22 protein-coding genes and 1 pseudogene are annotated in these 25,504 nt (G+C 38.6%); 10 read left to right on the top strand and 13 right to left on the bottom strand.

Annotation, left to right across the window (positions count from 1 at the left end; genetic code table 11):
• The first annotated feature begins 104 nt into the window (after positions 1-104).
• Positions 105-1,256 (top strand): A/G-specific adenine glycosylase, encoded by a 1,152-nt coding sequence (gene mutY / locus ACQRDX_RS05045; protein ID WP_427895086.1) that lies wholly within the window; start codon positions 105-107, stop codon positions 1,254-1,256.
• 57 nt (positions 1,257-1,313) lie between these two features.
• On the opposite strand, the gene trxA is transcribed toward mutY, so the two are convergent.
• The 6 genes from trxA to ACQRDX_RS05015 form a co-directional block, all read right to left on the bottom strand.
• Entirely contained in the window at positions 1,314-1,628 is a 315-nt protein-coding gene (gene trxA / locus ACQRDX_RS05040) for a thioredoxin (protein WP_354369757.1), read from the bottom strand.
• Between the two features lie 72 nt (positions 1,629-1,700).
• Positions 1,701-4,031 carry an endonuclease MutS2 gene (locus ACQRDX_RS05035; RefSeq protein ID WP_427895083.1) on the bottom strand — a complete coding sequence of 777 codons (2,331 nt, stop codon included), beginning with the start codon at positions 4,029-4,031 and terminating at the stop codon, positions 1,701-1,703.
• A 121-nt stretch (positions 4,032-4,152) separates the two neighbouring features.
• Positions 4,153-4,698 (bottom strand): CvpA family protein, encoded by a 546-nt coding sequence (locus ACQRDX_RS05030; protein ID WP_354369755.1) that lies wholly within the window; start codon positions 4,696-4,698, stop codon positions 4,153-4,155.
• Entirely contained in the window at positions 4,695-5,006 is a 312-nt protein-coding gene (locus ACQRDX_RS05025; RefSeq protein ID WP_427895081.1) for a hypothetical protein, read from the bottom strand. Before ACQRDX_RS05025 ends, ACQRDX_RS05030 begins: the two co-directional genes overlap by 4 nt.
• A gap of 146 nt (positions 5,007-5,152) precedes the next feature.
• Entirely contained in the window at positions 5,153-5,917 is a 765-nt protein-coding gene (srtB, locus tag ACQRDX_RS05020) for a class B sortase, LPKTxAVK-specific (protein ID WP_427895079.1), read from the bottom strand.
• 142 nt (positions 5,918-6,059) lie between these two features.
• Positions 6,060-6,569, bottom strand: a complete 510-nt coding sequence (locus ACQRDX_RS05015) for an LPKTxAVK-anchored surface protein (RefSeq protein WP_427895077.1) — start codon at positions 6,567-6,569, stop codon at positions 6,060-6,062.
• A gap of 141 nt (positions 6,570-6,710) precedes the next feature.
• On the opposite strand from ACQRDX_RS05015, the gene rnhC reads away from it, so the two are divergent.
• The 4 genes and pseudogenes from rnhC (at position 6,711) to ACQRDX_RS04995 (ending at position 11,208) form a co-directional block, all read left to right on the top strand.
• Positions 6,711-7,601 carry a ribonuclease HIII gene (rnhC, locus tag ACQRDX_RS05010; RefSeq protein WP_427895075.1) on the top strand — a complete coding sequence of 297 codons (891 nt, stop codon included), beginning with the start codon at positions 6,711-6,713 and terminating at the stop codon, positions 7,599-7,601.
• A gap of 4 nt (positions 7,602-7,605) precedes the next feature.
• The gene (lepB, locus tag ACQRDX_RS05005) at positions 7,606-8,208 is read left to right on the top strand and encodes a signal peptidase I (RefSeq protein ID WP_354369750.1); all 603 of its coding nucleotides are present in this window, start codon (positions 7,606-7,608) and stop codon (positions 8,206-8,208) included.
• Positions 8,209-8,287: 79 nt separating this feature from the next.
• Positions 8,288-10,490 (top strand): annotated as a pseudogene (gene recD2, locus ACQRDX_RS05000) (SF1B family DNA helicase RecD2); the annotation flags it as partial.
• Between the two features lie 241 nt (positions 10,491-10,731).
• On the top strand, positions 10,732-11,208 hold the full coding sequence (locus ACQRDX_RS04995) for a hypothetical protein (protein ID WP_427895073.1): 477 nt from the start codon (positions 10,732-10,734) through the stop codon (positions 11,206-11,208).
• A 224-nt stretch (positions 11,209-11,432) separates the two neighbouring features.
• Here ACQRDX_RS04995 and ACQRDX_RS04990 read toward each other — a convergent pair whose 3' ends face one another.
• From ACQRDX_RS04990 to dinB, 3 genes are all read right to left on the bottom strand, one after another.
• Positions 11,433-12,059, bottom strand: a complete 627-nt coding sequence (locus ACQRDX_RS04990; RefSeq protein WP_427895071.1) for an NAD(P)-dependent oxidoreductase — start codon at positions 12,057-12,059, stop codon at positions 11,433-11,435.
• Positions 12,060-12,452: 393 nt separating this feature from the next.
• A complete protein-coding gene (locus ACQRDX_RS04985) occupies positions 12,453-12,872 on the bottom strand; it encodes an Rrf2 family transcriptional regulator (RefSeq protein WP_427895069.1) in 420 nt (139 codons plus the stop codon).
• A gap of 42 nt (positions 12,873-12,914) precedes the next feature.
• The gene (gene dinB / locus ACQRDX_RS04980) at positions 12,915-13,982 is read right to left on the bottom strand and encodes a DNA polymerase IV (RefSeq protein ID WP_427895067.1); all 1,068 of its coding nucleotides are present in this window, start codon (positions 13,980-13,982) and stop codon (positions 12,915-12,917) included.
• A 204-nt stretch (positions 13,983-14,186) separates the two neighbouring features.
• On the opposite strand from dinB, the gene pflB reads away from it, so the two are divergent.
• Positions 14,187-16,517: a formate C-acetyltransferase gene (pflB, locus tag ACQRDX_RS04975; RefSeq protein ID WP_427895065.1), complete on the top strand. Its 2,331-nt coding sequence runs from the start codon at positions 14,187-14,189 to the stop codon at positions 16,515-16,517.
• 35 nt (positions 16,518-16,552) lie between these two features.
• Here pflB and ACQRDX_RS04970 read toward each other — a convergent pair whose 3' ends face one another.
• From ACQRDX_RS04970 to gla, 3 genes are all read right to left on the bottom strand, one after another.
• Positions 16,553-17,506: a serine hydrolase domain-containing protein gene (locus ACQRDX_RS04970; protein ID WP_427895063.1), complete on the bottom strand. Its 954-nt coding sequence runs from the start codon at positions 17,504-17,506 to the stop codon at positions 16,553-16,555.
• A gap of 1 nt (position 17,507) precedes the next feature.
• Positions 17,508-18,260 (bottom strand): CppA N-terminal domain-containing protein, encoded by a 753-nt coding sequence (locus ACQRDX_RS04965; protein WP_427895061.1) that lies wholly within the window; start codon positions 18,258-18,260, stop codon positions 17,508-17,510.
• Between the two features lie 152 nt (positions 18,261-18,412).
• Positions 18,413-19,261 (bottom strand): aquaglyceroporin Gla, encoded by an 849-nt coding sequence (gene gla, locus ACQRDX_RS04960; protein WP_427895059.1) that lies wholly within the window; start codon positions 19,259-19,261, stop codon positions 18,413-18,415.
• 119 nt (positions 19,262-19,380) lie between these two features.
• Here gla and ACQRDX_RS04955 point away from each other — a divergent pair, with 119 nt between their 5' ends.
• The gene (locus ACQRDX_RS04955) at positions 19,381-21,669 is read left to right on the top strand and encodes a Xaa-Pro dipeptidyl-peptidase (RefSeq protein ID WP_427895057.1); all 2,289 of its coding nucleotides are present in this window, start codon (positions 19,381-19,383) and stop codon (positions 21,667-21,669) included.
• Positions 21,670-21,795: 126 nt separating this feature from the next.
• On the opposite strand, the gene ACQRDX_RS04950 is transcribed toward ACQRDX_RS04955, so the two are convergent.
• Positions 21,796-23,088, bottom strand: a complete 1,293-nt coding sequence (locus ACQRDX_RS04950; RefSeq protein WP_427895055.1) for a hypothetical protein — start codon at positions 23,086-23,088, stop codon at positions 21,796-21,798.
• A 270-nt stretch (positions 23,089-23,358) separates the two neighbouring features.
• Between ACQRDX_RS04950 and ACQRDX_RS04945 the strand changes: the two genes are divergently transcribed.
• From ACQRDX_RS04945 to ACQRDX_RS04935, 3 genes are all read left to right on the top strand, one after another.
• Positions 23,359-23,658: a YbaB/EbfC family nucleoid-associated protein gene (locus ACQRDX_RS04945; RefSeq protein ID WP_427895053.1), complete on the top strand. Its 300-nt coding sequence runs from the start codon at positions 23,359-23,361 to the stop codon at positions 23,656-23,658.
• An 80-nt stretch (positions 23,659-23,738) separates the two neighbouring features.
• A complete protein-coding gene (locus ACQRDX_RS04940) occupies positions 23,739-24,566 on the top strand; it encodes a PrsW family intramembrane metalloprotease (RefSeq protein ID WP_427895051.1) in 828 nt (275 codons plus the stop codon).
• Between the two features lie 410 nt (positions 24,567-24,976).
• The coding region (locus tag ACQRDX_RS04935) for a hypothetical protein (protein WP_427895049.1) at positions 24,977-25,504 on the top strand (528 nt) is incomplete at its 3' end.

Raw genomic sequence — 25,504 nt, 5'->3', positions numbered from 1 at the left:
TTCTTTCTGTCTTTATTATAATGTATGCGCTTCCAAAAGTCAAGCTTTTTCTGTAAAAAAATCAGCTCATTTGTCTTATTTTTGTGATTTGATAAAATAGACACATGATAAATTTAAAAGATTATGGAATTGACATGTGGGATGAAAAAACCATCCTCTCCTTCAGAAAAACCCTACTAGACTGGTATGATCGTGAAAAGCGGGACTTGCCTTGGAGACGCAGTAAAGACCCTTATCATATCTGGGTGTCTGAAATCATGCTTCAACAAACACAGGTCAAAACAGTTATCCCCTACTATAAGCGATTTTTAGACTGGTTTCCTTCAATCAAAGATCTAGCTCAAGCGCCTGAAGAGAAACTCTTAAAAGCTTGGGAAGGTTTAGGGTACTATTCTCGTGTACGCAATATGCAACAAGCTGCCCAGCAAATCATGGCAGACTTTGATGGAAAATTTCCTAAAACTTTTAAGGAAATTTCTTCTCTAAAGGGAATTGGCCCCTATACTGCAGGAGCTATTGCTAGCATCGCCTTTAACTTACCTGAACCTGCAGTTGATGGGAATGTCATGCGGGTTATGGCTAGATTATTTGAAGTAAATTATGATATTGGCGTCCCTGCAAACCGCAAAATTTTCCAAGCCATCATGGAACAGCTAATTGATCCTGAGCGCCCTGGTGATTTTAACCAAGCTTTGATGGATCTAGGGACCGATATTGAATCGGCTAAAAACCCTAGGCCAGAAGATAGTCCAATTAAATTCTTCAGCGCAGCCTATCTTAACGGAACAATGGATAAATACCCTATCAAAGAACCAAAGAAAAAGCCACGTCCTCGATTTTTACAAGCCTTTGTCATTAAAAATTCAGAAGGGGCTTATCTCTTCCAAAAAAACACCAAAGAAGGACTCCTATCTGGTTTTTGGTCTTTTCCTTTATTGGAAACTAGACTTGTCGAACAACAACTTAATCTCTTTACAGATCCGGATAAAAGCAGTACGACCTTATCTCAAAAAATAAGCTTTGAAGAAAACTATCAGATTCAACCCATTTGGTCAGAAAAAAGTTTTCCACTGGTCAAACATGTCTTTAGTCATCAAAAATGGCAAATTGAACTCTTGGAAGGAGAGATTCAAGATATTGATCTCCATCAACAAAAAGAGCTCCTATGGCTCAAACCTAAGGATTTTGACACCTACCCTTTTGCAACCCCTCAGAAAAAAATGTGGGAAGCCTATCAAACTGCTAATAATGAGTAAGTATCTCCTTAACAGATAAAAAATAAGAAGCTAGATTTCTTTATCTAGCTTCTTATTTTATGCTAACTCTGCGACAATAGCCTTGATTTGTTCTTTAGTGTGAACACCTGCTACTTGCTTAACCACTTCTCCATCTTTTTTAAACAAAAGCGTTGGGATACTCATGATGCCAAATTGTTGAGCTGTTGCTGGATTTTCATCAACATCAACTTTAACAATTTTTAATTCATCTTCATCTAATTCCTCTGCTAATTGCTCAAGAATAGGAGCTTGCATCAAACATGGACCACACCAAGTTGCCCAAAAATCAACTAAAACAAGCCCTTCACTCGTTTCTGACTCGAAGTTTGCATCTGTTAATACTTGTACCATAATAATCTCCTTTGATTGATAATTATACTTATATTTTACAGATTTCTCAGATTTTTTCCACTATTTGCTACGCTATCCTAGATTAGCAATGGTTGCTCCAGATCCACCTGCATTTTGTGGGGCATAACCAAAACTTTTAACATGCTTATTGCGTCTTAAATATTGGCTAACGCCCTCACGAATAACACCCGTCCCAATACCATGGATAATGTCAACCTGTGCCATGTTATTCAATAATGCCTGATCAATAAAGCTATCTAGTGCCATCATGGCTTCTTCATAGCGCATTCCTCTTAAATCCAGACGAGCACGCGGACCTTGTCCACTTGTTTTTTTCACAACATGGACTTGTTTTTTCTTAGGCTCTTTAGATTTTTCAACGCTTTCAATCTGAAACTCTTCCTCTTTAAGCGTCATCTTGATTAAACCAACTTGCGCTTCCCAGCGTCCATCTTTTAATAACTTGGTGAGACTACCTCTTTGTCCATAGCTAGTAACCACAATTGTATCACCGACTTTTGGAGCACGTTTTTTCTTGGCTTTTTTCAAAACCTTATTTTTAGACAAATCAACCTCAGGGGCTAATTTTTTCAACTGTCCTTTAGCTTCAATAATCTCATGTGGCTTGAGCTGGGCTTTAGTGTGCAGATTTTTTAAAATGGCTTCACTCTCACTAAGTGCTAAATCCACAATATCACGCGCTTCTTTCTGAGCTTTTTCGAATTCATTATCTCGCTCACGTGAAAAATCCTGATAGAGCTTTTTAACAGCTCGGTTAAACTTCAGATTATCTTGCTCCACTTCTTTGATATGGTCCAAACGTCTCCTGCTTTCAGCTGTCTGTTTTTCAAGCTGCTCAATAATAAGGTTCACATCTGTGTCGCGATCCGTTAAACGCTCCGCCTCTTCCACAATTTCCAAACCAAGTCCCAGACGCTTAGCAATTTCAAAAGCATTTGAGCGTCCTGGGACACCCTGCATAAAGTGATAAGTCGGTCTTAAACTGTCAGTATCAAACTCCATACTAGCATTTTCAACTTGCGGTGTTTCAATACCATAGGCCTTTAATTCTGGATAATGTGTGGTTGCCATGGTCTTGATGTGACGTTTTCTTAAATCTTCTAAAATGGCAATAGCCAGACTAGCCCCTTCTTGCGGATCTGTTCCTGCTCCAAGTTCATCAAATAAAACCAAGCTATCTGCATCAGCTTCTTCCAAAATCGCAACAATATGGGTCATATGACTTGAAAAAGTAGAAAGACTTTGCTCAATAGATTGCTCATCTCCTATATCTGCAAAAATCTGATTAAAAATAGCGACTTTAGATCCCTCATCCGCAAAAATAGGTAAGCCCGATTGAGCCATGAGCTGACTGACACCTAAAGTCTTAATCATAATGGTTTTCCCACCTGTATTGGGACCTGTAATCACAATACTATTTAGGGTTTCACCAAAATGAAGATCATTGGCAACAGGAGTTTTCAAAAGAGGGTGTCGGACATTAACTAACTGAATGGTTTTGTGTTGAGAAATATGAGGAATAGTCGCCTGATAATCTCTCATAAACAGTACTTTGGCTCTAACTAAATCAATATGACCTATCAACCAAGCATTATTTCGAATCGCTTGATGATGAGGTCGAAGCATGTCAGACAAGTCGTGTAAGATGCGACTGATCTCATGCCGTTCATCCGCCTGAGCCTGTGTTATAATCTCGTTTAACTCAACAACTGCCCTTGGCTCGATATAAACCGTACTTCCTGATGCAGAAATATCATGGACAACTCCTGAAATCCGATTCCTGTGAGTATTTTTAACTGGTAAAACACTTCTGCCATTACGACTAGCAATCAAATTTTCAGCCAGGTAGTCTGACTTGCTTTTTAAAAGATCTTGTAAAATCTGTCTGACTTCAGTCTCGCTTTTTTGAATGGTACGTCTAATTTGAGACAGCTCTAAACTAGCAAAACTCTCAACAAATCCCCCATCGTTAATCGCCTCAAGAGCACCTGTTAAATTCGGAAAGACCTCAATATGCTCAAATAGCCTTCCTAAAGCACGTAACGAAACATTCTCTAAACCTGTATAAAAATGACTCAATTCTGACGACACTCGTAAAACATGCTTAATATCCAGTAACTCTGAAATATTTAAATCCGCATCCCACTCTAAACGCCTCAAAGATTCAGAAATATCCTTAATAGCAGCCACTTTAAAGCCATGAGAAGCGACAAAAATCTCCTCCATGTCCTTAATCTCCGAAAAAGCTTGTTTGATACGGTCACGTTCTGTCATCGGTAGCAAATCTTGCAATTCCTTTTCAGCCTGTTGACTTGCTACATAAGGTAAGAGCAACTGCTTTACCTTATTAAACTCTAAATTTTCTAAAATTCTATTATTCATAATTCTTTCTTTATCAAAAAAAGAGTGGATCAAACTCTTTGCAAACTTAAAGAATTTATCTCACTCCCTATCACTAGATGAGTATCTCTTCTACTTGGCTCCTTGAGCCTTTTACTCTGAGCTATCCTAGACCATTAGTTACCCAGTAATAATGAATCAATTGGCTCGTTATTGGGTTATAGTCGATAAGCATTTTTGCCAAACCTGAATTTAAATGATTTTGAAGGCTAGCATAAGGAACTGTTGCCAACAAGGACAAGAGCATTGTCAACACACTAGCACTAACAAGAAGAGACAGAGTCCCTGCCAAGATTTTACCAAACCTACTATCTAGAGGTTGCCATTTTACGGCATGAAAAATAACTCCTAAAAATCGAACAAATAAATACACCACTGTGTAACATAGAATAAAAGCAATCCCTGAGTAAAAAACTTGCCCTAAATCAAACAAAGGAACATCTGTGAAAAAATAAACACTTGCTCCCTCGTCAGCATTAGCATAAGGAACCCACAGGGTCAATACATCAGCCAATCGTTGATAGTTAAGTCCCGCGATAAAAATCGCTAGTATATGGCCAATTGTGTAAATCAACTGTAGGAAGAATCCTCTGGCATAACCAAGATAAAATTGCCAAAGCAGAACTAGTAACATAAGCAATGTGATCATTTAGCTTCCTCCGACTGAGTCTGCTCAGATCGATCTTTAATTTGAGCAACTGTCATATATCTGAGTTTTTCCAACTCTTTTTCTTGCTTTTCGATGGCAATCTCTCTTGTCAACTGTGTTGACAGAACATTAATCGCTAATAAGATCGCCAAAGTCTCATTATCAGCATCGGGTAATTTTTCTTTAATGGTGTCATACTTTTCTTTAGCAACTCGCTCGACTTCTTCCATAAAAAGATTATCTTTATCTGTTGTTAAAGTCAGTTTTTTTTCTCCAAATGTAAATTTATATCTATTTTTACTTGTCATGATTCATACCTCGCACCCTTTATTATATCGTAAATTTTATAATTGACCAACCTTGAAGTAGGAAATCAGCTAAAATAAAACAGTCTGAGACATCACTATCCCAAACTGCTCTGCTATTTAGCCTATAATCCCTTGATAAAATCTCATTATCGGGTCGGAGTATAAACGAGTTTCTCTCCATTTTCTTTTAAAAAGGCAGTTAACTCCGAATCTGGAATTTGGCGAAGATAAAGATTTGCCCTAATCGTCACATCATCTTCTCGACAAGTTGATAAGACCACATACTTATCAGAAGAATTAATTTCAACTCCTTTATTCTGAGTATGTGCTTTTTCACGAACCTCTTTTAACTGCTCTTCAAATTGCGCGGTATTATCAAATGAAGTTCTATAAAAAGCCGTTGTTTCAGGGACAATAATTAAAAAAGCTACCTCATAATAGTATTTGCGCTCTGGTGTTTCAATGACCACATAGGGATGTTCATCCATATAAGATTGCTGGTCATAATAATTAACATCATTAAACATACGATGGTCAGCAACCTGACTTCCTCTAGCATGACCAAATAACCAAGTCAAACTATCAGAAAAGTTTTTGTTATTATCCATATCCATGAAAACAGTTCCCATCAAAGGTTCATTAGCACCTTCAAAAGTCTTATCAAGATAAGTTTCATTATCTGTGGTTTGAACAATCGGCTCATCCAGTTGTGTCCCTGGTGCATAAATATAACCAATTGTATCAGCATTAGTTGCTTTTAAACCAGTAAACTTATTATTTAAATATTCTTTTTCCTCTGAGCTAACTGTATAGCCTGTTTGTTGTGTCTGCTGCCTTGTTTCTTGTGAAGAAGTACCAGAAGAGGATGGAGCCTTTGTCTGCGTTCCACACCCGACTAGAGTTAGCATCATTATAACCCCAAACAATATTCTCAGCCACTGCTTATTAAATAAACTTTTTTTCCTCATTACTTTTTCCCTTCATCTCTACTAAATATACTAAAAGAGTTGCCTAAAAATAGGCAACCCTTCTTCTCCTAAAAACAAGTTATCATTAGTTTACCGCACTTGTTTTTGGAAGAGTTTTTTGTCCTTGTACTGTATCAGCTTTTTCAACTGATTTAGCCACTGGCTTAGCTGATGGCTCAACTATTTCTTTATCAGTTACGGAATTACCATAAACATAACCATTGCCATTTTCATCAATTCCACCTTTTAAATTGGTATCTTGCGCAATTGGAGCTGTTGCTGGCTTAGCGATGATAGTCGCTTCTCCGTTTTCATCCAACACAGGATTGCCGTTCTCATCTTTCAGAACATCGTAAATCAAATCAGATGTTTGTGACGGCGCGGTCACAGAATCTCCTTTTTGAGTGATTTCAACTGTTCCATCTGCTAGGAATTGATCAATATTTAATTCAGGTTTTTCAGGTGCAGTAACACCTCCAAGAGCAACGTGATCCTCTGTATTCACAGTTGTTCCATTGTCAAGTGCAAATGCTGGTATGGCTACTGCTACAAGAAGAGCTGTCGCTGAAAGTGAAACAAAAAATTTTTTTATCATCAAAAATCTCCTTTTCATTTCATTTAGGAAAGCGTTTTACTCCTTTAGGCAATTTTATTTTAACACAATGTTCGTTTTATGACAATTTTTTTAGAATGTTTTTTTATTTTTTTTGATTTCTTTTGTGATAAAATAGAGAGCATGAGTACCGTATCGTTAACACTAAAAGCAAAGGAAATTGCTTTACTCACACAAAAACTTTCCTCCTATGCTATACCAAATCGTCACACTTCTGCTGTCTTCACCGCAAAAGCACAGGGGCAGATGGTAACTTTGTATCAGTCAGGAAAATTAGTGATTCAAGGAAATCAAGCTGAAGAACTAGCTGAAACGTTAGGATTAGTAACTCCTAGTCCCAAACTTTCATTAAAGCAAAATGTCCCCCTCATCGGAACTGATGAGGTTGGAAACGGTAGTTACTTTGGTGGGATTGCTGTTGTGGCAAGCTTTGTTGAGCCTAGCCAACACGCTTTTTTAAAAAAATTAGGGGTTGGAGATTCTAAAGGACTAACAGATCAAAAAATTCGACAACTTGCACCTGTTTTAAAGGAAAAAATCGCTCACCGTGCTTTGCTATTATCTCCACAAAAATATAATCAAGTTGTTGGAGAAGGGAAAATGCACAATGCTGTGTCTGTTAAGGTAGCTTTACATAATCAAGCTATCTATCTCCTTATGAAAGACGGTATAGAGCCTAAACGCATTGTAGTTGATGCTTTTACAACCGCTAAAAATTATGCTAAATATGTAAAATACGAGCAACACCAAGTCTCTATGCCCATTGATTTGATCCAAAAAGCAGAAAATCAATTCCTTGCTGTCGCAGTAAGCTCGATCATTGCTAGAAACTTATTTTTAGAAAACCTTGAGCAATTGGGACAAGACCTTCATCTCACTCTTCCTAGTGGTGCTGGACAAGCATCTGATATGGTAGCAAGCCAAATCATCAAACAATACGGCATAGAAACTCTCTCTCATCTTGCAAAGCTGCACTTTGCAAATACAAAAAAAGCACTAAAACGATTGGAATAACCTTATGACATTCTCTTTTAAATCTTTTCTTAAAGAATGGGGAAGTTTCATCCTCATCTTATCACTGTTCACACTTTCTCGTCTTTTTATTTGGTTCCCTGTAAAAGTCGATGGGCATTCTATGGATCCTACTCTTGCTGATAGCCAACGACTCTTAGTCATCAAAACTGCTAAAATCGAGCGCTTTGACATTGTTGTCGCCAAGGAAGGTGATAAAAACATTGTCAAACGTGTTATTGGAATGCCAGGAGATACGATCAGTTATAATAATGACGTTCTAAGTGTTAATGGTAAGGTTGTTGAAGAAAGCTATCTTAAGGACTACCAAGCTGCTTATAAAAAAGATAAACTCCAATCAACTTATAGTTATAATAGCTACTTCCAAGAATTAGCACAGAATTCTAGCGCCTTTACCACCGATAGCTCTGGTCAAGCAAGTTTCACTGTCACTGTTCCTGAAGGGCAATATTATCTCCTAGGGGATGACCGCATCGTTTCTAAGGACAGTAGAGCAGTGGGAACCTTTGCAAAAGATACCATTATTGGTGAAGCAAAATTTAGAATTTGGCCCGTCTGGCCAATCAGCAATTTAGGAAGCATCGACTAATGATCATTGCTACAAAGTGAGACAAGTACCCTCTTAACATTTGGGAATTGTCCCACTTTTTTAATATAAGGAAAACATTATGGCATATTATTTCTCAGGTACTATTGAACGCGTTATTTTTGAAAACGCCAGTAACTACTTTAAAATTTTACTACTTGACATCGAAGAAACTGATGCTGATTTTTCTGACTTTGAAATCATTGTGACAGGAACCATTGCAGATGTCATTGAAGGAGAGAACTATACCTTTTGGGGAGATCTTATCCAACATCCAAGGTATGGCGAACAACTCAAGGTCAGTCGCTATGAAAAAGCAAGACCCACTGCTTCTGGCTTGGTAAAGTATTTTTCAAGCGAGCAATTTAAAGGAATCGGTAAAAAAACCGCTGAGCGCATCGTGGAGCTTTATGGTGAGCAGCCTATTGACGCTATCCTAGAAGATCCTAGCCATCTTTCCACCATCTCAGGACTATCTAAAGCTAACCGCGACAACTTCCTTGCCAAGTTAAGACTAAATTATGGCGCCGAGCAGATCTTATCAAAATTAGCAGAATTAGGACTATCAAACAAACTCGCCCTACAAGTTTTTGAAACCTACAAGGAACAAACGCTTGACATTATCAATAACGAACCTTATCGACTTGTAGAAGATATTAAAGGGATTGGCTTTGCTATTGCAGACCAATTGGCCGAACAATTAGGAATTGCTAGCGATGCTCCCCAACGTTTTCGTGCTGGACTGGTTCATAGCCTGACCGAGCTATCTATTGAACGAGGAGATACTTACGTTGAGGCACGAGACTTATTAGAGGCCAGTCTAACTCTACTTGAAAAGGCAAGACCTATTGAGCTTGATCCTAGCCTTGTCGCCAACGAATTAAGCCAGCTTTTAGTGGAAGAAAAAGTTGCCAATGAAGGGACTAAGATTTTCGAAAATACCCTCTACCACTCTGAAAAGGGGATTCATAAACACATCAAACGTCTGCTTGAGCAAAATAATCAGCATACCTTCAAAAAAGAAGCTATCAGTCAGGTCATCCAAAAAGTTGAAAAAAATCTAGGTATCCAGTATGACAGTACCCAAAAAGAAGCTATCCACCAAGCTGTCACTAGCCCATTTTTTATCCTAACAGGTGGTCCTGGTACTGGAAAAACCACAGTTATTAATGGCATTATTTCAGTTTATGCTGACTTACATGGGATTGATTTACATAAAAATAATCTTCCCATCATCCTTGCAGCTCCTACTGGGAGAGCTAGCCGTCGGATGAACGAGTTAACAGGGCTTCCTAGTGCCACCATCCATAGACACCTTGGGTTAACAGGGGATCAAGAAGACTACCAAGGCTTAGAGGACTACTTGGATTGTGATCTTATCATCATTGATGAGTTTTCGATGGTGGATACTTGGTTGGCCTATAAACTATTCACCTCCATCTCCAGCCACACACAAGTCATTATTGTTGGAGACGCAGATCAGCTACCTTCTGTTGGGCCTGGACAAGTTTTAGCTGATTTTTTAAAAATTGCAGAGCTGCCACAAGTCGCTCTCACTAAAATCTTTAGACAATCTGATGATTCTACTATTGTAGCCTTAGCTAGCCAAATTCGACAAGGGAGCATTCCTCCTGATTTTACTGAAAAAAAAGCAGACCGTAGCTATTTTGAAGCACAGGCCAATCATATTTCTCAAATGGTAACTAGAATTGTTGCTGCAGCTATTAAAAGTGGCATTGATCCACAGGAAATCCAGATTTTAGCCCCTATGTATCGTGGCGATGCTGGTATTGATAAACTTAACCAACTCCTACAAGATTTGTTAAACCCACTTGATGACCAACTAAGTTTTTCTTTCAATGACATCAGCTTTAGGAAAGCAGATAAGGTCTTACACCTTATTAACGATGCTGAAAATAATGTTTTTAATGGCGATATTGGCTACATCACCGATCTGATTCCCGCAAAATATACCGAATCCAAACAAGATGAGCTCATCATTAATTTCGATGGTGCTGAGGTCACTTACCCTCGTAATGAGTGGGCAAAAATAACTCTAGCTTATGCTATGAGTATCCATAAGTCACAAGGGAGTGAATTTCAAGTGGTTATCTTACCCATTACTCGATCTAGTGGTCGCATGCTCCAAAGAAACCTGATTTATACCGCCATCACTCGTTCCAAAAGTAAACTGATTCTATTAGGAGAATACACAGCTTTTGATTATGCTATCAAAAATGAAGGGGCCAAACGTCACACCTACCTTGTTGAACGTTTTCTAGGAACAGAACCACTTTCAGAAAAAAACACTAAACAAGACCAAAACGCTCCTCTAAATAAGGATAGCGAACAGTATCGCCTGACAGAAGCTAATTTTCTATCTATTGACCCCATGATTGGCTTGACGGATGAAGATATTCTGCAATTTTTTAAAAAAATTTCGTAGCATATAGACACTTGGATTAAAAAGTTTTATAATGATGGTGTCATCCATCTTAATTATCTTAATTTTTAGGAGGTTATGCTATGTTATCAAAAGAAAAGTTAAAACAAAGTCTTGCTAGTAGCAATACTGCCGTCCTCATTCTGAATATCATCTTTCTCATTTTTGGATTATTTGGTGTTTTAGGACTTGTTACACTTGCTATGAACCTTGAAGAGTTTATCAAACAAGTGCCTGATCAAGAAGCAGTCTATCGCGCTAGCTTGACTCCGCTAGCTATTTTAGGAGTTGTTGTCAGTGTCACTATCACAGGAACCATTGTTATTTTATCCTGGTTAAACCGCAAACGTATCAAAAATAATCAACCTTCTAAACTCCCTTACTATCTTGGGGCAGCTCTTCAACTCTATACTAGTTTGACCAATATCTTCAGTCTCTTTTTAACAAAAGCTAGTACAGGAATTTTACTAGGACTTGGAATCAACTTAGCCCTGCTTGCCCTCTATGTTTTTGTGCTTTACAAAATCAATCAACTCGAAAAAGCAATTGCTGAATCTTAAAGCAATCATTTAAAATAAGCTCCATGAGTCAAAGCTCATGGAGCTTATTCTTTTTAAAGATTATCATCCCTAAATTTTTAACTTTATAAGGGCTTAAAAAAACACCCATCTTGACTCAATTTTCCCTTCAACATAATAAAAACGATATCAAGTAACCCCCTCACAACATCCTATCTGCAAATAAAAAAGATAATTCCATAATAGAACTATCTTTTTCCTCAATTTTATGCAAATACAGAAATACGTTCTTTGCTGTAGCCACCTTTTTCAGCAATATCAACCAAAGCCACCGCATAGTCGGCATAACTGATATAGCTTTCACCTTCGTCATTGACTTGGAAAACCTCACCAGCAAGGGTATAGGTACCTGTCTTTGGACCTTCCGCATCAAAATCGGCTGCTGGACTGATGTAGGTCCAATTGACGGCTGTCGCCCGACGATAAATCTCAAGACCTGCTCCCATCGCCTCAGCAATTGGTAGGTATTCTTCAGGGAAATCTGGCGCATCCTTAAGCATAGCTGTCTGGCTCTCATCTAGATAAAGGCTACCTGCACCACCAACCACCAAGAGACGAGTTGGACTATCTGCAAGGATGGTCGCTAGATGCTCTGCTAGGCGACTGTGATCTGGTAGCGTTTCTGGTGTCCAAGAACCAAAGGCATTAACCACCACATCAAATCCTACCAAGTCTTCCTTGGTCAAATTAAAAGCATCTTTTTGAAGAACATCTTCAGCTGCACTCTTGTTTTCAGAACGGACAATGGCCGTCACCTGATGACCACGTTCTACTGCTTCCTTAGCAATAGCTTGACCTGCTTGACCGTTGGCTGCGATAATAGCTAATTTCATGTTGATACCTCACTTGTTTCGTTGTAATATTTTTGTTTACAATGATAGTATAACCTTAGTATGTTGTAATGTCAAATGTTACAACTTGAAAGTTAAAAAAAGAGGCAAAAAGCTCAACGCCACTTCTCAGAGTTCGTGTCAACATATCAGCGCAGTGGTTGATTGGCAGATTTGTTCGTGCTTTACACTCCAAATCTGGCCTTTACGACTGTTGCGAACGGAGTTCGCCTTATTTCCAACCTCCGACAGTCACTACTCTGACTGTCGGAGCTATGCGGGGGTGGGAGTAAAATAGTCCAGTGGACTATTTTAGCCCGAGCCTACTATTTGGAAGTGAGGGGAACTCTTTTTGTTCAACCGAGTTCTTTCCCACTCCCTTTCTTGAAAATATGGCTACAATTCTGCCAATAAATCAGCAATGGTCGTCCTTCCCAACTCTCTTTCCAGAGCCGACTGGGCATTCTCTAGACGATGATCCAGTAAAGGATGAATATTACGACCTACCTGACAGTTTGGATTGGGCTGCTCATGAAAGCCGAAGAGTTGTCCCTTTTCGCCAAACAACTCTACAGCCTGATAGACCTGTAAGAGAGTCATCTGGTCTGGAGCCTTTGCCAAGCGGGCACCTCCGACCCCACGCGCCACCTGAACCAGACCTGCCTCTTTGAGCTGAGCTAAAATATTTCGGATAATGACAGGATTGACACCCACACTGCCAGCAATGCTGGTACTGGTCTGTTTTTCCTTTTCTCCCTCCAAGGCCAGTAAGACCAAAATATGACTGGCTATGGTAAATCTACTTGAAATTTGCATCTTTTCTCCTTTTTTTCAGTCTAACACAGACCCTATCAGAACTCAAGTCTGAAAATTAGTGACCGTCACCCCTAACAAGCGAATGCCTTTTTCAGCCTGTCCTATCTCTTCAAATAATTGACGAACTTCTCTTTCAATTACTTCCGATTGATCAGTGTGTTCATCCAAACTATGACGTTTTGTCAAGGTCGAAAAGTCACCATAACGAAGCTTTAACACAATGGTTCGTCCTTTTTTCTCATTTCTTTCTAAACTAGCTGCTACTCGTTGACAAAGGCTAATCAGCTCTTTTAGCACATCCTCATCACGATAGAGCAGTTTACGATAAGTTCGCTCCTTACCGATGGACTTACGAACGCGGTTGGCTTTTACTGGACTATTTGAAATACCTCTTGCTTTACGATACAAATCATAGCCAAATCGACCAAATTTATCAATCAAAACCATTTCAGGCACATCTAACAAATCCTTCCCTGTAAAAACTCCCATCTCATGCAGGCGTTCCACCGTTTTCTTACCCACACCGTGAAATTTTTCAACAGGTAACGATGATAAGACACTGACAGCATCTTCTGGTAAAATCACCGTCAAACCATGCGGCTTTTCCATATCCGAAGCAATTTTTGCCAAGAATTTATTGTAGGAAATACCTGCAGATGCTGTGAGATGCAACTCATTCCAAATATCATGTTGGATTAACATAGCAACCTTTACCGCTGAGCTTAAGCCTAACTTATTTTCTGTCACATCTAGATAAGCCTCATCAATGGACATAGGCTCTACTAAGTCTGTGTAGCGATGAAAAATCTCCCTGACCTGTCGCCCCACTGTCTGATATTTTTCATAATTTCCAGAAATAAAAATAGCTTGTGGACAACGTTCATAAGCTTCTTTTGAAGACATGGCCGAATGAATCCCAAATTTTCTAGCTTCATAGTTGGCTGTTGAGACAACCCCTCTTCCACCAGTTAGACGGGGATCTGCACCAATGACCAGAGGTTTCCCCTTCAACACAGGATTATCTCGCTCTTCAACAGAGGCAAAAAAGGCATCCATATCAATGTGAATGATTTTTCGTGAGGTATCATTGATTAGAGGAAAAATTAACATCGCAAAATTACCACTCTCTATTATCTGAATTATCCCTACAAATTAGAGTAAATATAATACAGTTAGCCATTTTTAAGAATCTGTATTATAAAAGATTTTCTTTAAAATCACTTTTTTTAGTTGTGAAAGCGTTTACTGTATGATATTATATATAGGTAAGTATAACACAGATTGTGTTTTTAAGTATTGAAGGAGAGTCTTACTATGGCAACTGTAAAAACAAACACTGATGTTTTTGAAAAAGCTTGGGAAGGTTTTAAAGGAACCGATTGGCGTGACAAAGCTAGTGTAACACGTTTTGTACAAGCAAACTACACACCGTATGATGGTGATGAAAGCTTCCTTGCTGGACCAACTGAACGTTCTCTTCACATTAAAAAAATTATTGAAGAAACAAAAGCAGGTTACGAAGCAACTCGTTTCCCTATGGATGTCGATCGTGCAACATCTATTGCTGATATTCCAGCAGGGTTCATTGATAAAGATAATGAATTGATTTTTGGGATCCAAAATGATGAGTTGTTCAAATTAAACTTCATGCCAAAAGGCGGTATTCGTATGGCTGAGACAACACTCATCGAAAACGGATATGAGCCTGATCCTGTTCTTCATGAAATTTATACAAAACACGCTACAACAGTTAATGACGGTATCTTCCGTGCCTACACTGCTGATATCCGCCGTGCGCGTCACTCTCACCACGTTTCTGGTCTTCCAGATGCTTACTCACGCGGCCGTATCATTGGGATGTATGCCCGTCTTGCCCTTTATGGTGCAGACTACTTGATGCAAGAAAAAGTAAATGATTGGAATGCTATCACTGAAATTGATGAAGAAACTATTCGTCTTCGTGAAGAAATCAATATGCAGTATCAAGCTCTTCAACAAGTGGTTCAACTTGGTGATAACTATGGCGTTGATGTGCGTAAACCAGCTATGAACACCAAAGAAGCTATCCAATGGACAAACATTGCTTTCATGGCTGTAGCTCGTGTCATTAATGGTGCTGCAACTTCTCTCGGTCGTGTTCCAATTGTTCTTGACATCTATGCTGAACGTGACTTGGCTCGCGGTACATTTACTGAATCTGAAATCCAAGAATTTGTTGATGACTTCGTATTGAAACTTCGTACAGTGAAATTTGCTCGTACAAAAGCTTTTGATGAAATCTACTCTGGTGACCCTACTTTCTTGACAACATCTATGGCAGGTATGGGTAATGATGGCCGTCACCGTGTTACTAAAATGGACTACCGTTTCTTGAACACTCTTGACAACATCGGCAACTCTCCAGAGCCAAACTTGACAGTTCTTTGGTCTGACCAATTACCATATTCATTCCGTCGTTACTGTATGGCAATGAGCCACAAACACTCTTCTATCCAATATGAAGGGGTAACAACTATGGCTAAAGATGGCTATGGTGAAATGTCATGTATCTCTTGCTGTGTGTCACCACTTGACCCAGAAAGCGAAGAAAAACGCCACAATATCCAATACTTCGGTGCGCGTGTCAACGTTTTGAAAGCTCTTCTTTCAAGCTGGAACAACGGTTACGATGATGTCCACAAAGACTACAAAGTATTTGACGGAGTTGAGCCAAATACTTCTGAAATCTTCGATTATGACCAAGTCATTGCAAACTTTGAAAAAGCCCTTGACTGGTTGACAGATACCTATGTAGATGCTATGAACATCATCCACTACATGACAGATAAGTACAACTATGAAGCTGTTCAAATGGCCTTCTTGCCAACTCACCTACGCGCTAACATGGGATTCGGTATCTGTGGATTTGCAAATACTGTTGACTCTTTATCAGCAATCAAGTACGCACAAGTTAAACCAATTCGTGATGAAGATGGTTTCATCTACGACTATGAAGTAACTGGCGACTTCCCACGCTATGGTGAAGACGATGACCGTGTAGATGACATTGCGAAATGGCTCATGGAAGCTTTCTTCACTCGTTTGAACAAACACAAACTTTACAAAAATGCTGAAGCAACTGTGTCTATCTTGACTATTACATCAAACGTTGCTTACTCTAAACAAACAGCTAACTCACCAGTTCACCGTGGTGTCTTCCTTAATGAAGATGGCTCTGTTAACACCTCTAAAGTAGAATTCTTCCCACCAGGTGCTAACCCAACTTCTAAATCTCGTGGTGGTTGGTTACAAAACTTGAACTCCTTGTCTAAACTTGAATTTGCTCATGCCAATGATGGTATTTCATTGACAACACAAGTTTCTCCACGTGCTCTTGGTAAAACATTCGATGAACAAGTTGATAACTTAGTCACTATTCTTGATGGCTACTTTGAAAATGGTGGTCAGCACGTTAACCTAAACGTTATGGACTTAAACGATGTTTACGAAAAAATCATGGCTGGTGAAGATGTTATCGTACGTATCTCTGGATACTGTGTTAACACTAAATACCTTACAAAAGAACAAAAAACTGAATTGACACAACGTGTCTTCCACGAAGTTCTTTCAATGGATGATCACGCTGCCGAAGTATCAGGAAGCTAATAATAAAAAATAAAAGAGTTTGGATTCAAACTCTTTTATTTTTTTATTTGATCAAGCTTTCCTAGACCTAGCAAAGACTCTTTTATCACTCTGATTAATTGATCTCGATCAAGAATCCACTGGGCTCTATCATCTTTTTCATAGGTACGATTGGATAAAAAAATGACTGCTTGTTGAGCCTTAGGATGAAACATGATAAATGTCCCTGTGTAACCCGTATGCAAAAGCCACTCATCTTGCAAATCCCAAGCTATCCCTCTTGTTTTAAGATCATTAGAGTACGATTGAGACCAATCTATCGAAAAATCATGGTTTAAATAGTAATTTAGAAATGTTTCTAAATCTTTTAACGTCGAAAATAAACCTGCACTTCCTGTATGATTCCCTAAAACTTGCGCCTTAGGATCATGCACTTGACCTGCGGTCTGATGTTTAGTGGTGGGAACAGCATCCCAAACAGGTCCAAATGAAGTCTGTAACATTCCAAGAGGACAAAAAATATGATCATCAAAAATCTGATCCAAGTCCTGTTGAAACAGCTCCTCTAGCATAAAACCCAGTAAAATGAAGTTAACATCAGTGTAATGAAATGACCTATCCTTTTTCAACTTCAGATGGTTCATGGCTTCCTTTAACCCCTTAAAATCCAGATGATCACGATTAGGGATATAAGGATCCAAACCACTGGTATGAGTTAAAAGCTGACGCAGAGTGACTTTGTCTTCTTGAAAATCAGGGTAATAACATCTCAGAGTATCATCTAAATGGATTTTTCCTATCTGCAATAACTGTAAACAGATAGTCCCCACACCGATAACCTTACTCACACTGGCCAAATCATAGCTAAGACTGGCTTTCGTTGGCTTACCTGGCTCACTTTCTCCAAAATAAAATTCTTGCCATTTTCCATTATTAAAAAGGGCTAGACTAGCCCCTAAATAAATACGATCTTGAATCTGTTCTTGAATTTTTTCTTTTATTTTATCCATATTATTTTACAAACCAAAGTTCGATACGACTGAGATCTGAAATCACAAGAATTTTTTCAGCACGATCCAGATACACTTCTAGTCCTTTAGCTTCAAAATAAGTCTTAAGCTGCGATAAGTCTGTATCAGGATTAACTTTAAATTCCAAGACTTCCAAATCCCAAGTGACATTCGGCTCAACTTGGAGGTCACATCCTTCTTCTACCACAAAGGACAAATTTAAGGGAAGGGCATCCCCAAATAAATCTTGATAAAAGTCTTGAGCATCTTTAGAGGGAACTCGTAATACTATCTCTTGAATCACAAAATCACTCAAACCCCAATCCTCAGTATGAGATTGAAAATCAGCTGTTTCAATCTCTACCAATGTGGACAAGTCATCCTCAGCATGCAGCAAAAAACGATCCTGCTCTGGAGAGGTGGCTTCAAAAGCAAAACCATTTTCTCCCCTATACAGCTTGTCATAGTCCACTCCTTTGGCTAGGAGGTTTTCAATATCTGCTGCTTGATGGTATTTCACTACTATCTGCTTCAATTTTTTCTTTCCATCACGAACACGGCGAGTTCGCATAGATGGTGATTCTTCAATAATAAATTTAATCGTCTGATCCTCTTTACTAGAAAAAAGAGCCAAACCATTTTCTTCAGAATGTAAGTTAAAACCTAGGGTCTCACGATAAAAAGCACTGTTTTTATCCTTATTATTCACTCGAATAAAAGGCAGGCTAAATACCATATTCTTAAATAATGTCATAATTCCTCCAACCCTATTATTTTAAAAAAATTTTTTTATTTTGACAAATAATTATATGGAAATTAGTCAGAATTTTTCATTATCTAACTAAGATCAACTATCTCACATTTATAAAAAAACCACATCCTAATAGGATGTGGTTTCACGAACGATTAGTTCATATAAAGATATTTAAATAGAGCTACAGCAAGGATTGATGCCAAGATAGGAGCAACAACTGGTACCCATGCGTACCACCATTTTGAATCAGCTTTAGCTTGTCCAAGAACTGTTTTTGGTAAGAAGTGGTGAGCAAGACGAGGACCAAGGTCACGTGCTGGGTTAAGCGCTGGACCAGTAGGACCACCTAATGCCGCAACAAGAGCCATAACAAGGAAACCAAGTGCAATGTGAGCTGAGGCAAGTGAACCTGTTACAAATGGAGCCACTTGAGTTTCAGCAGTTGTTTGATCATAGCCATTTGCAACAAGGCGACCAACTAGCTCTGCACCAAAGAAGTTTTTCGTAAGAGCAAGTGCGCCAAAGAATAGAACGAATGAGCCTGCAAACTCGTTGAGGAAACCATTAATCCATGATGCTTTGTGGCTTTCTTTAGTACCATCATCAAGAGCTGAGATAGTAGAGAATGAGCCTAAGATATGATTTGAATTTTCAGTTTTTAAGAAGTAAGGTTTGTAAACTGTTACCACCACTAATTGACCAAAGATCGCTCCCAATACTTGAGCTACAATATATGGTGCAACGTGTTCCCAAGGGAAGAGTCCTGAAACTGCCAAACCAAGTGTGAAGGCAGGGTTGATGTGGTTACCTGAAACGTTACCAAACATCATAGCCGGCATCATTACTGCCAAACCATAACCAATAGCAATAACAACCCAACCACTGTTATTTCCTTTTGTCCCTTTAAGGTCTACGTTAGCAACTGCACCGTTACCAATAATAAGCAAGAGTGCCGTTGCAATAAACTCAGTAATGTACTTTAAAGTCCATGTGATATCCATGTTGTGTCTGAATTCCTTTCAAAATTGTAAATATTTTTAGACATCTAACATTCTATCAAGTATAATGGATAAAGTAAAGCACTTCTTAAAATAAAAACGCTTACTTATGAGGTTTCCCTATGAAATTTAACCAATACAGTTATATTCCAACAACGATGGAAAAGGCACTTAGCGAATTAACGCATCTTGGCTTTCCACTTTCTTTAGCTCTCACACCTAAAGAAAATTTAACAGGCTTTCTAAAACGTCTTTTTTTTAATTACCCTGAAAGTGACGAGGTTTTAAAAGATTGGATTGCGGATGAACAGACAGACTTACTTGATTTTTTACAGTCTGATCAAGCTCTTAGCCCTGAAATCTTTTACACTATTGCCTTACAGGCACTTGAGTTTGTTCCTAATTTCGATTTTAGTGATGCAGGACGTTTTGTTCAGGATTGTCAATTTCCTATCTTATATGATGAAGCTAACCTCATTTTAAATCTCTATCAATTATTAACTTGCCGAACAAAGTCAGGTAATAGCTTAATCGATAAACTTGTCAGCACAGGCTTGATACAGGCAGATAATACCTACCATTTTTTTAATGGAAAAAGTCTAGCTACTTTTGATACCTCTCATCTCATTCGGGAAGTTGTCTATGTCGAAACACCCCTTGATACGCAAAATAAAGGACAGCATGATCTTGTACGAGTCCGTATTATTCGCCCAAGAACATCCCATCAATTACCAGTTATCATGACCCAAAGTCCTTATAATGAAGGCATCAATGACAAAGCATCCGATGATAAACTTTATCAAATGGAGGGTGAGCTCACTGTCAAACCTCCACATACGATCTCTGTTGAAGATAAGGAACTAGCCTTTGCACAAATCCCTAAAACGCCCGTTCCAGAAGCAGAGCAACTCGAAACGTTTAGTCATATCCGTAGTTACACCTTAAATGATTATATGCTAGCTAGAGGATTTGCTTCTATCTACGTCTCTGGAATTGGAACTTTAGGTTCTGATGGGTTTATGACATCTGGAGATTACCAACAAGTTGCAAGTTATCAAGCAGTTATCGATTGGTTAAACGGCAGAGCAAATGCTTATAGCAGCCGTAAACGTAGTCAAAAGGTCACCGCTCACTGGGCTTCTGGCTTGGTGGCTACTAGCGGAATTTCTTATCTAGGAACCTTATCCACAGGACTGGCTACTACTGGTGTTGAGGGCTTAAAAGTCATTATTGCAGAAGCTGGAATTAGCTCTTGGTATGACTACTATCGTGAAAATGGTTTGGTGTGTAGCCCTGGAGGCTATCCTGGTGAGGATCTAGATGTCCTTACAGAACTGACCTACTCTCGTAATCTACTTGCTGGAGATTACCTTAAAAACAACGCCCTTTATCAAACACAACTAGATCAACAGTCCCAGTCTCTTGATAGACTATCTGGCGATTATAATCAATTTTGGCATGATCGTAACTATCTCATCCATGCCAACAAAGTGAGCTGTGAGGTCATTTACACCCACGGTTTGCAAGATTGGAACGTGAAACCAGGACAGGTCTATCATATCTTGCAGGCGCTTCCTGATACTGTAAAAAAACATGTCTTTTTGCATCAAGGGGCCCATGTTTATATGAACAATTGGCAGTCCATTGATTTTAGAGAAACCATAAATGCACTTTTGTGTGATCGCATCCTAGATAGCGGGACACATTTTAAATTGCCTACTGTTATTTGGCAAGACAATAACCTTGAACAAACATGGCGAAACTTAGAAACATTTGGAAGCTCCCATAACAAGCGTCTTAGCCTTGGACAAGAAGAAAAAACCATCCCTAATGCCTATACTCAAGATGATTTTGAACGTTATGGTAAAAACTTTCATCACTTTAAAGCTGATCTGTTTAGCCAAAAAACTAAGGCAGTGACGATCGATTTCCCTATCAAACAGGATTTATGGATCAATGGTCCAATCAAACTAAACCTTCGCCTAAAATCCTCTACCAATAAAGGCATCCTCTCTGCCCAGATACTAGATCATACCACCAAAAAAGGTTTTGGAGACAATCCTCGCCCTCTATTTGCTCAAAGCCTAGATAATGGTGTCAACTTTTCACGTGAAAACCTAGTGGAACTTCCCTTTGCAAGGCAAGATAAGCGCGTGGTCACAAAAGGATTTTTAAACTTGCAAAATCGCACTCATTTGCTAAAAGTAGAGCCTGTTGTTCCAAATGAATGGATGTCCATTGAACTTTCTTTACAACCTACTATTTATCAATTTTTAGCTGGTGATACCTTGCGCTTAGTTCTTTATACAACAGATTTTGAACACACCATACGTGATAATACCGACTATCATTTAACAGTAGATTTGGCACAGTCAACAATAAACTTACCAGTTCAACCAAATACAAACTAATTAGATTAGATAGTCATACTAATGAAAATCAAAAAAGCTCTTCTTATAAATTTTATAAGAGGAGCTTTTTTTTGAACTGAGAGCATACTTTCTATAGACTACTCTGTCACTTCAAAGAGGAGCATTTTATAATTGATGCCACTCCATAAGATCTGATGACAGCACATCATATTGATTGACTTTTGCTTGAAGCTCTTCCCAAGTGTAAGACTTTCCTGACTCATCTTGAATTTGTTCATTTGATTTTTTTAAATTTTTATAGGTGATCATCACATCTTTGGAAACAGCCGTGCCAGAAGTGCTAAAGCTATAATGTTCATAAACGCCAGTATCATAACCACCAGAGCCTCTTAACCAGAAGCTGCCATCTGTCATTGGCACTATCTGAGTGCGGTAACCTGTCCCATTAAATAAAGTGACAATTTCCTTATCTTTTAGAGTAAAGACCCCATATATCGTTCGCTCCCAGGATGCTAGTTTGTCAAAAGTTGTACTGCCACTAGAAAAGTCTGTCCTCTTCCCAGTAAGAATAAATTCCTTGGTTCCATTGTTGTCAAAATCATATAGAGCATAATATAACTCGTTTGCTTGTAAAGCTTCTGGGCTATAGAATTTGAGACCGTCAAAACTTTTTGTAGATAACATGGTACGGTTATCATCTATGACTTGTTGATAGTCTGCAACCGTTCCACCTGATACACTTGTTGATGTTGTATTAGATTTGGTGGTCAGAGCTTCCACCTGTTTCTTAATCGAATAATCTGAGTTTTCCACATTTTCATAGTCAGCTTGACGGTAGAAAAGCTCATCAGATGGTCCTGAGAAGATCACTCTGTCATAATCGGGGTGAGTTTTTAGGTCAGCACTGGCTTGTACTGAGTAGATACTGGCTTCTACTCCCTTTGGAACAATTCTTATCGTGGCATCGCCTGCTCTAGGTGTACCACTTCTTGTTAATACGAGCTCACCATTTTTCTCTGAAATCTGATATTCTTTCAGATTGATGGTCAACTCTTGAGCCGTATCCTTATAAACAGATTGCCACAAGCCCGATAAGCTAGAAGCGTCTCCTGCTTGAAGCGCAGCAATATCTATTCCTTTTTTAGCCGCATCTGAGGACGAGGAGGCAGTTGATGTTTGTGTACTTGTGCTACTTTCTTCTGTTTGAGAAGTTGAGGTGCTCACTTCCGTTGACACTGTCGATGGTTGCGGTTTACTAGGAGGACTTACTACAAGATAGATTATCCCTAAAACAACAAGAACTCCAATCCCTATTAAGCCCATCTGCCATTTGGAAAATGATGCTTTAGGAGAAAGTAGCGAGGCTTCCCCACGTCTCACGGCATCCTGTAATTCTGCTGGCGTGGGTTTTCTACCATTGATGGCTTCAAAATAGCTTATCCATTCTTTTTCAGTCATAACAATCTCCTTAAACTCTTTCATAAATCCTCATTTTTTACTAAACTTTTCAAGGATTCTACCAAATTTTTAACTTTTTAACAAGCAACACTACAATTTCCACTTGATAAATACTGAGATAGTTGAGTTATGTTCTAAACATGGTATAATAACTAAGAAAGAAAAAGTCGCTTCTGCCTTTGAAAATTTTTAACAATAAGGCAAAATAGGGCAACAAAAATTCAACAAGAGGGTCTAACCCCTTGCTATGAAAGGAATCTTAAAAATCTTATGATGAATATGCAAAACATGATGAAGCAAGCACAGAAGCTTCAAAAACAAATGGAAAAAGCACAAGCTGACTTAGCGGCAACAACCTTTATAGGAAAATCTGCGCAAGATTTGGTTACAGCCAACTTCACTGGAGACAAAAAATTAGTTTCCATCAATTTCAAAGAAGCCGTTGTTGATCCTGATGATCTTGAAACACTTGAAGATATGACGGCACAAGCTATCAATGATGCCCTTAGTCAGATTGATGACGCTACCAAAAAGTCTCTCGGAGCTTTTGCTGGAAAACTACCCTTTTAAATGACCTTAAAAACTCCCATAGAGATAGCAAGTGCTAACCTTTATGGGAGTTTTAATACCGATATTAAAAAGGAGATATTATGAAAAAGAGTTTTAGTCGTTTTAGGACAGAATTTATTGCCATCTTGGTCCTTGCCTTATGTATCTCAGGAATGCAATTTCAATTTTCCAGTTTATCGAAATTAGCCCTTCCTGCCAAAGATTTTCCCTTATTTTTATTGGCTTGTGGCTTATTGGTACTTTATCTGATTCCCTTTATCTTTTTAACCAACTACCTCAAAAAACGTTTTCACATTCCTCAACCGATAATCATCAGCAGCTGGCTCTTTGGCTTGCTCATACCAGCAAATATTGGATCATTGGGCAATGATGGTCTCTCTTATATCCTCCTAACTTTAGACCCTAAACGCCATATTTTAAATGACTGGGGAGCTTCTCTAACAGCGCCTTTTGCAGAAGAGATTGGAAAAGGATTAGTTGTATTGCTAGTATTCTTGCTCTTTAGAAAGTTATCCCTAAAGTCAGGGCTAGTCGTCGGGATGATTGCTGGTATGGGATTTCAGCTCTCTGAAGACATTTACTACCTCTCTCAAGCAGCGATTAACAAAGAGCAAAATGTTTTCTCTATGGCCTTCGAACGCATCGCCTCATCTGGCGTCAGCCACTGGGTCTTTACGGCTATCTTTTCACTGGGCCTCCTTGCTCTTGTCTCAAAAAGCAACCTCATTTCTAAACAAAAAGCTATCCTTTTTCTCTTAGCGCCTGTAGCCCTTCACTTCCTGTGGAACTCTCCACTTGATTTTACAGGTATTGAAACTTTTTATGGGACGTTAAACTGGATAGTTTTACTACTAGCCTTCAAAACAGTCGATCAACTACCAGATGATAAGGAAGAAGCTATAAAATAAGGCTCTATAATCTCTATAGTGGGTAAATCCACTATAGAGATTATGGAGTCTTTTTAAGTGTAAAAAAGCTCCATATGACCTATGATGAAAAGCGTTCAAGCAAATCATTAGAAAGAGTTCATATGGAACTCCTTAAACATACTACAGATGTAGGCGGATTAAAAGATAGAATCATTAAAATCCTGATTGTTTTACAGCTTCACACCTACATCTAGATATGTGCAAAATTGGACTATCAAACACCTGACTGTTCCTATTATCAAGGAAAAAGGATTCCCAAATAAGGAGAAGTAAGAAATCTGATTTTTTATCAAAATAACACCTAACAGAATGACGCCTGTTTCAAGTCCCCCTCATTGATGGTATAATAGCTCTATACTTTTAGAAAGGATAGTTATGAAAAAGAAAAAATGTCTTTTATCAAAAGAATGATGATCACAATTGTTGTGCTAGCTATTGGCTCTCTTACCAGCTTCCTTTACATCTATCATAATTTTTCTACCTACTTCATCTATTATGCCAAGCATATCCCTCACGAAAAAGGCGCTAATCCTGAAATGGTATTTATTTTAGACTATCTAGACTATCTAGGAGAATCCTCTATCAAAGGTTTAAGATACGATACAGATGGTCATAATGCAATCATTAAAAATCATTCATTTTTTGTAGGTCAAGGATCTTTTAATGCCTCCTCTAAATATGAAGTCTCACTCTTCAAGGATACAAATGAAGAGAAAATCCGCATATATTTGTTTGATAAGAGTGGGAAATTCATGGCTTACTATTATCAGAAGCCTGGTGTAAAGAAAGACATTTATGATAAGAGTGCTGTCAGACAAAAAGAGGCACAGAGCTATGTGGATGAGGTGATCAATCCCATTGTTGAAAAGATGGAGACAAAACCAAGCGTGAACTTACAATGGCTGTTCAATAAGATT

The sequence above is a fragment of the Streptococcus sp. SGI.013 genome (assembly GCF_050315295.1).
GTDB lineage: Bacteria > Bacillota > Bacilli > Lactobacillales > Streptococcaceae > Streptococcus > Streptococcus porcorum.
The sequence above is the reverse complement of the archived record's forward strand: the minus strand, read 5'-3'. Positions and strand labels throughout refer to the sequence as shown.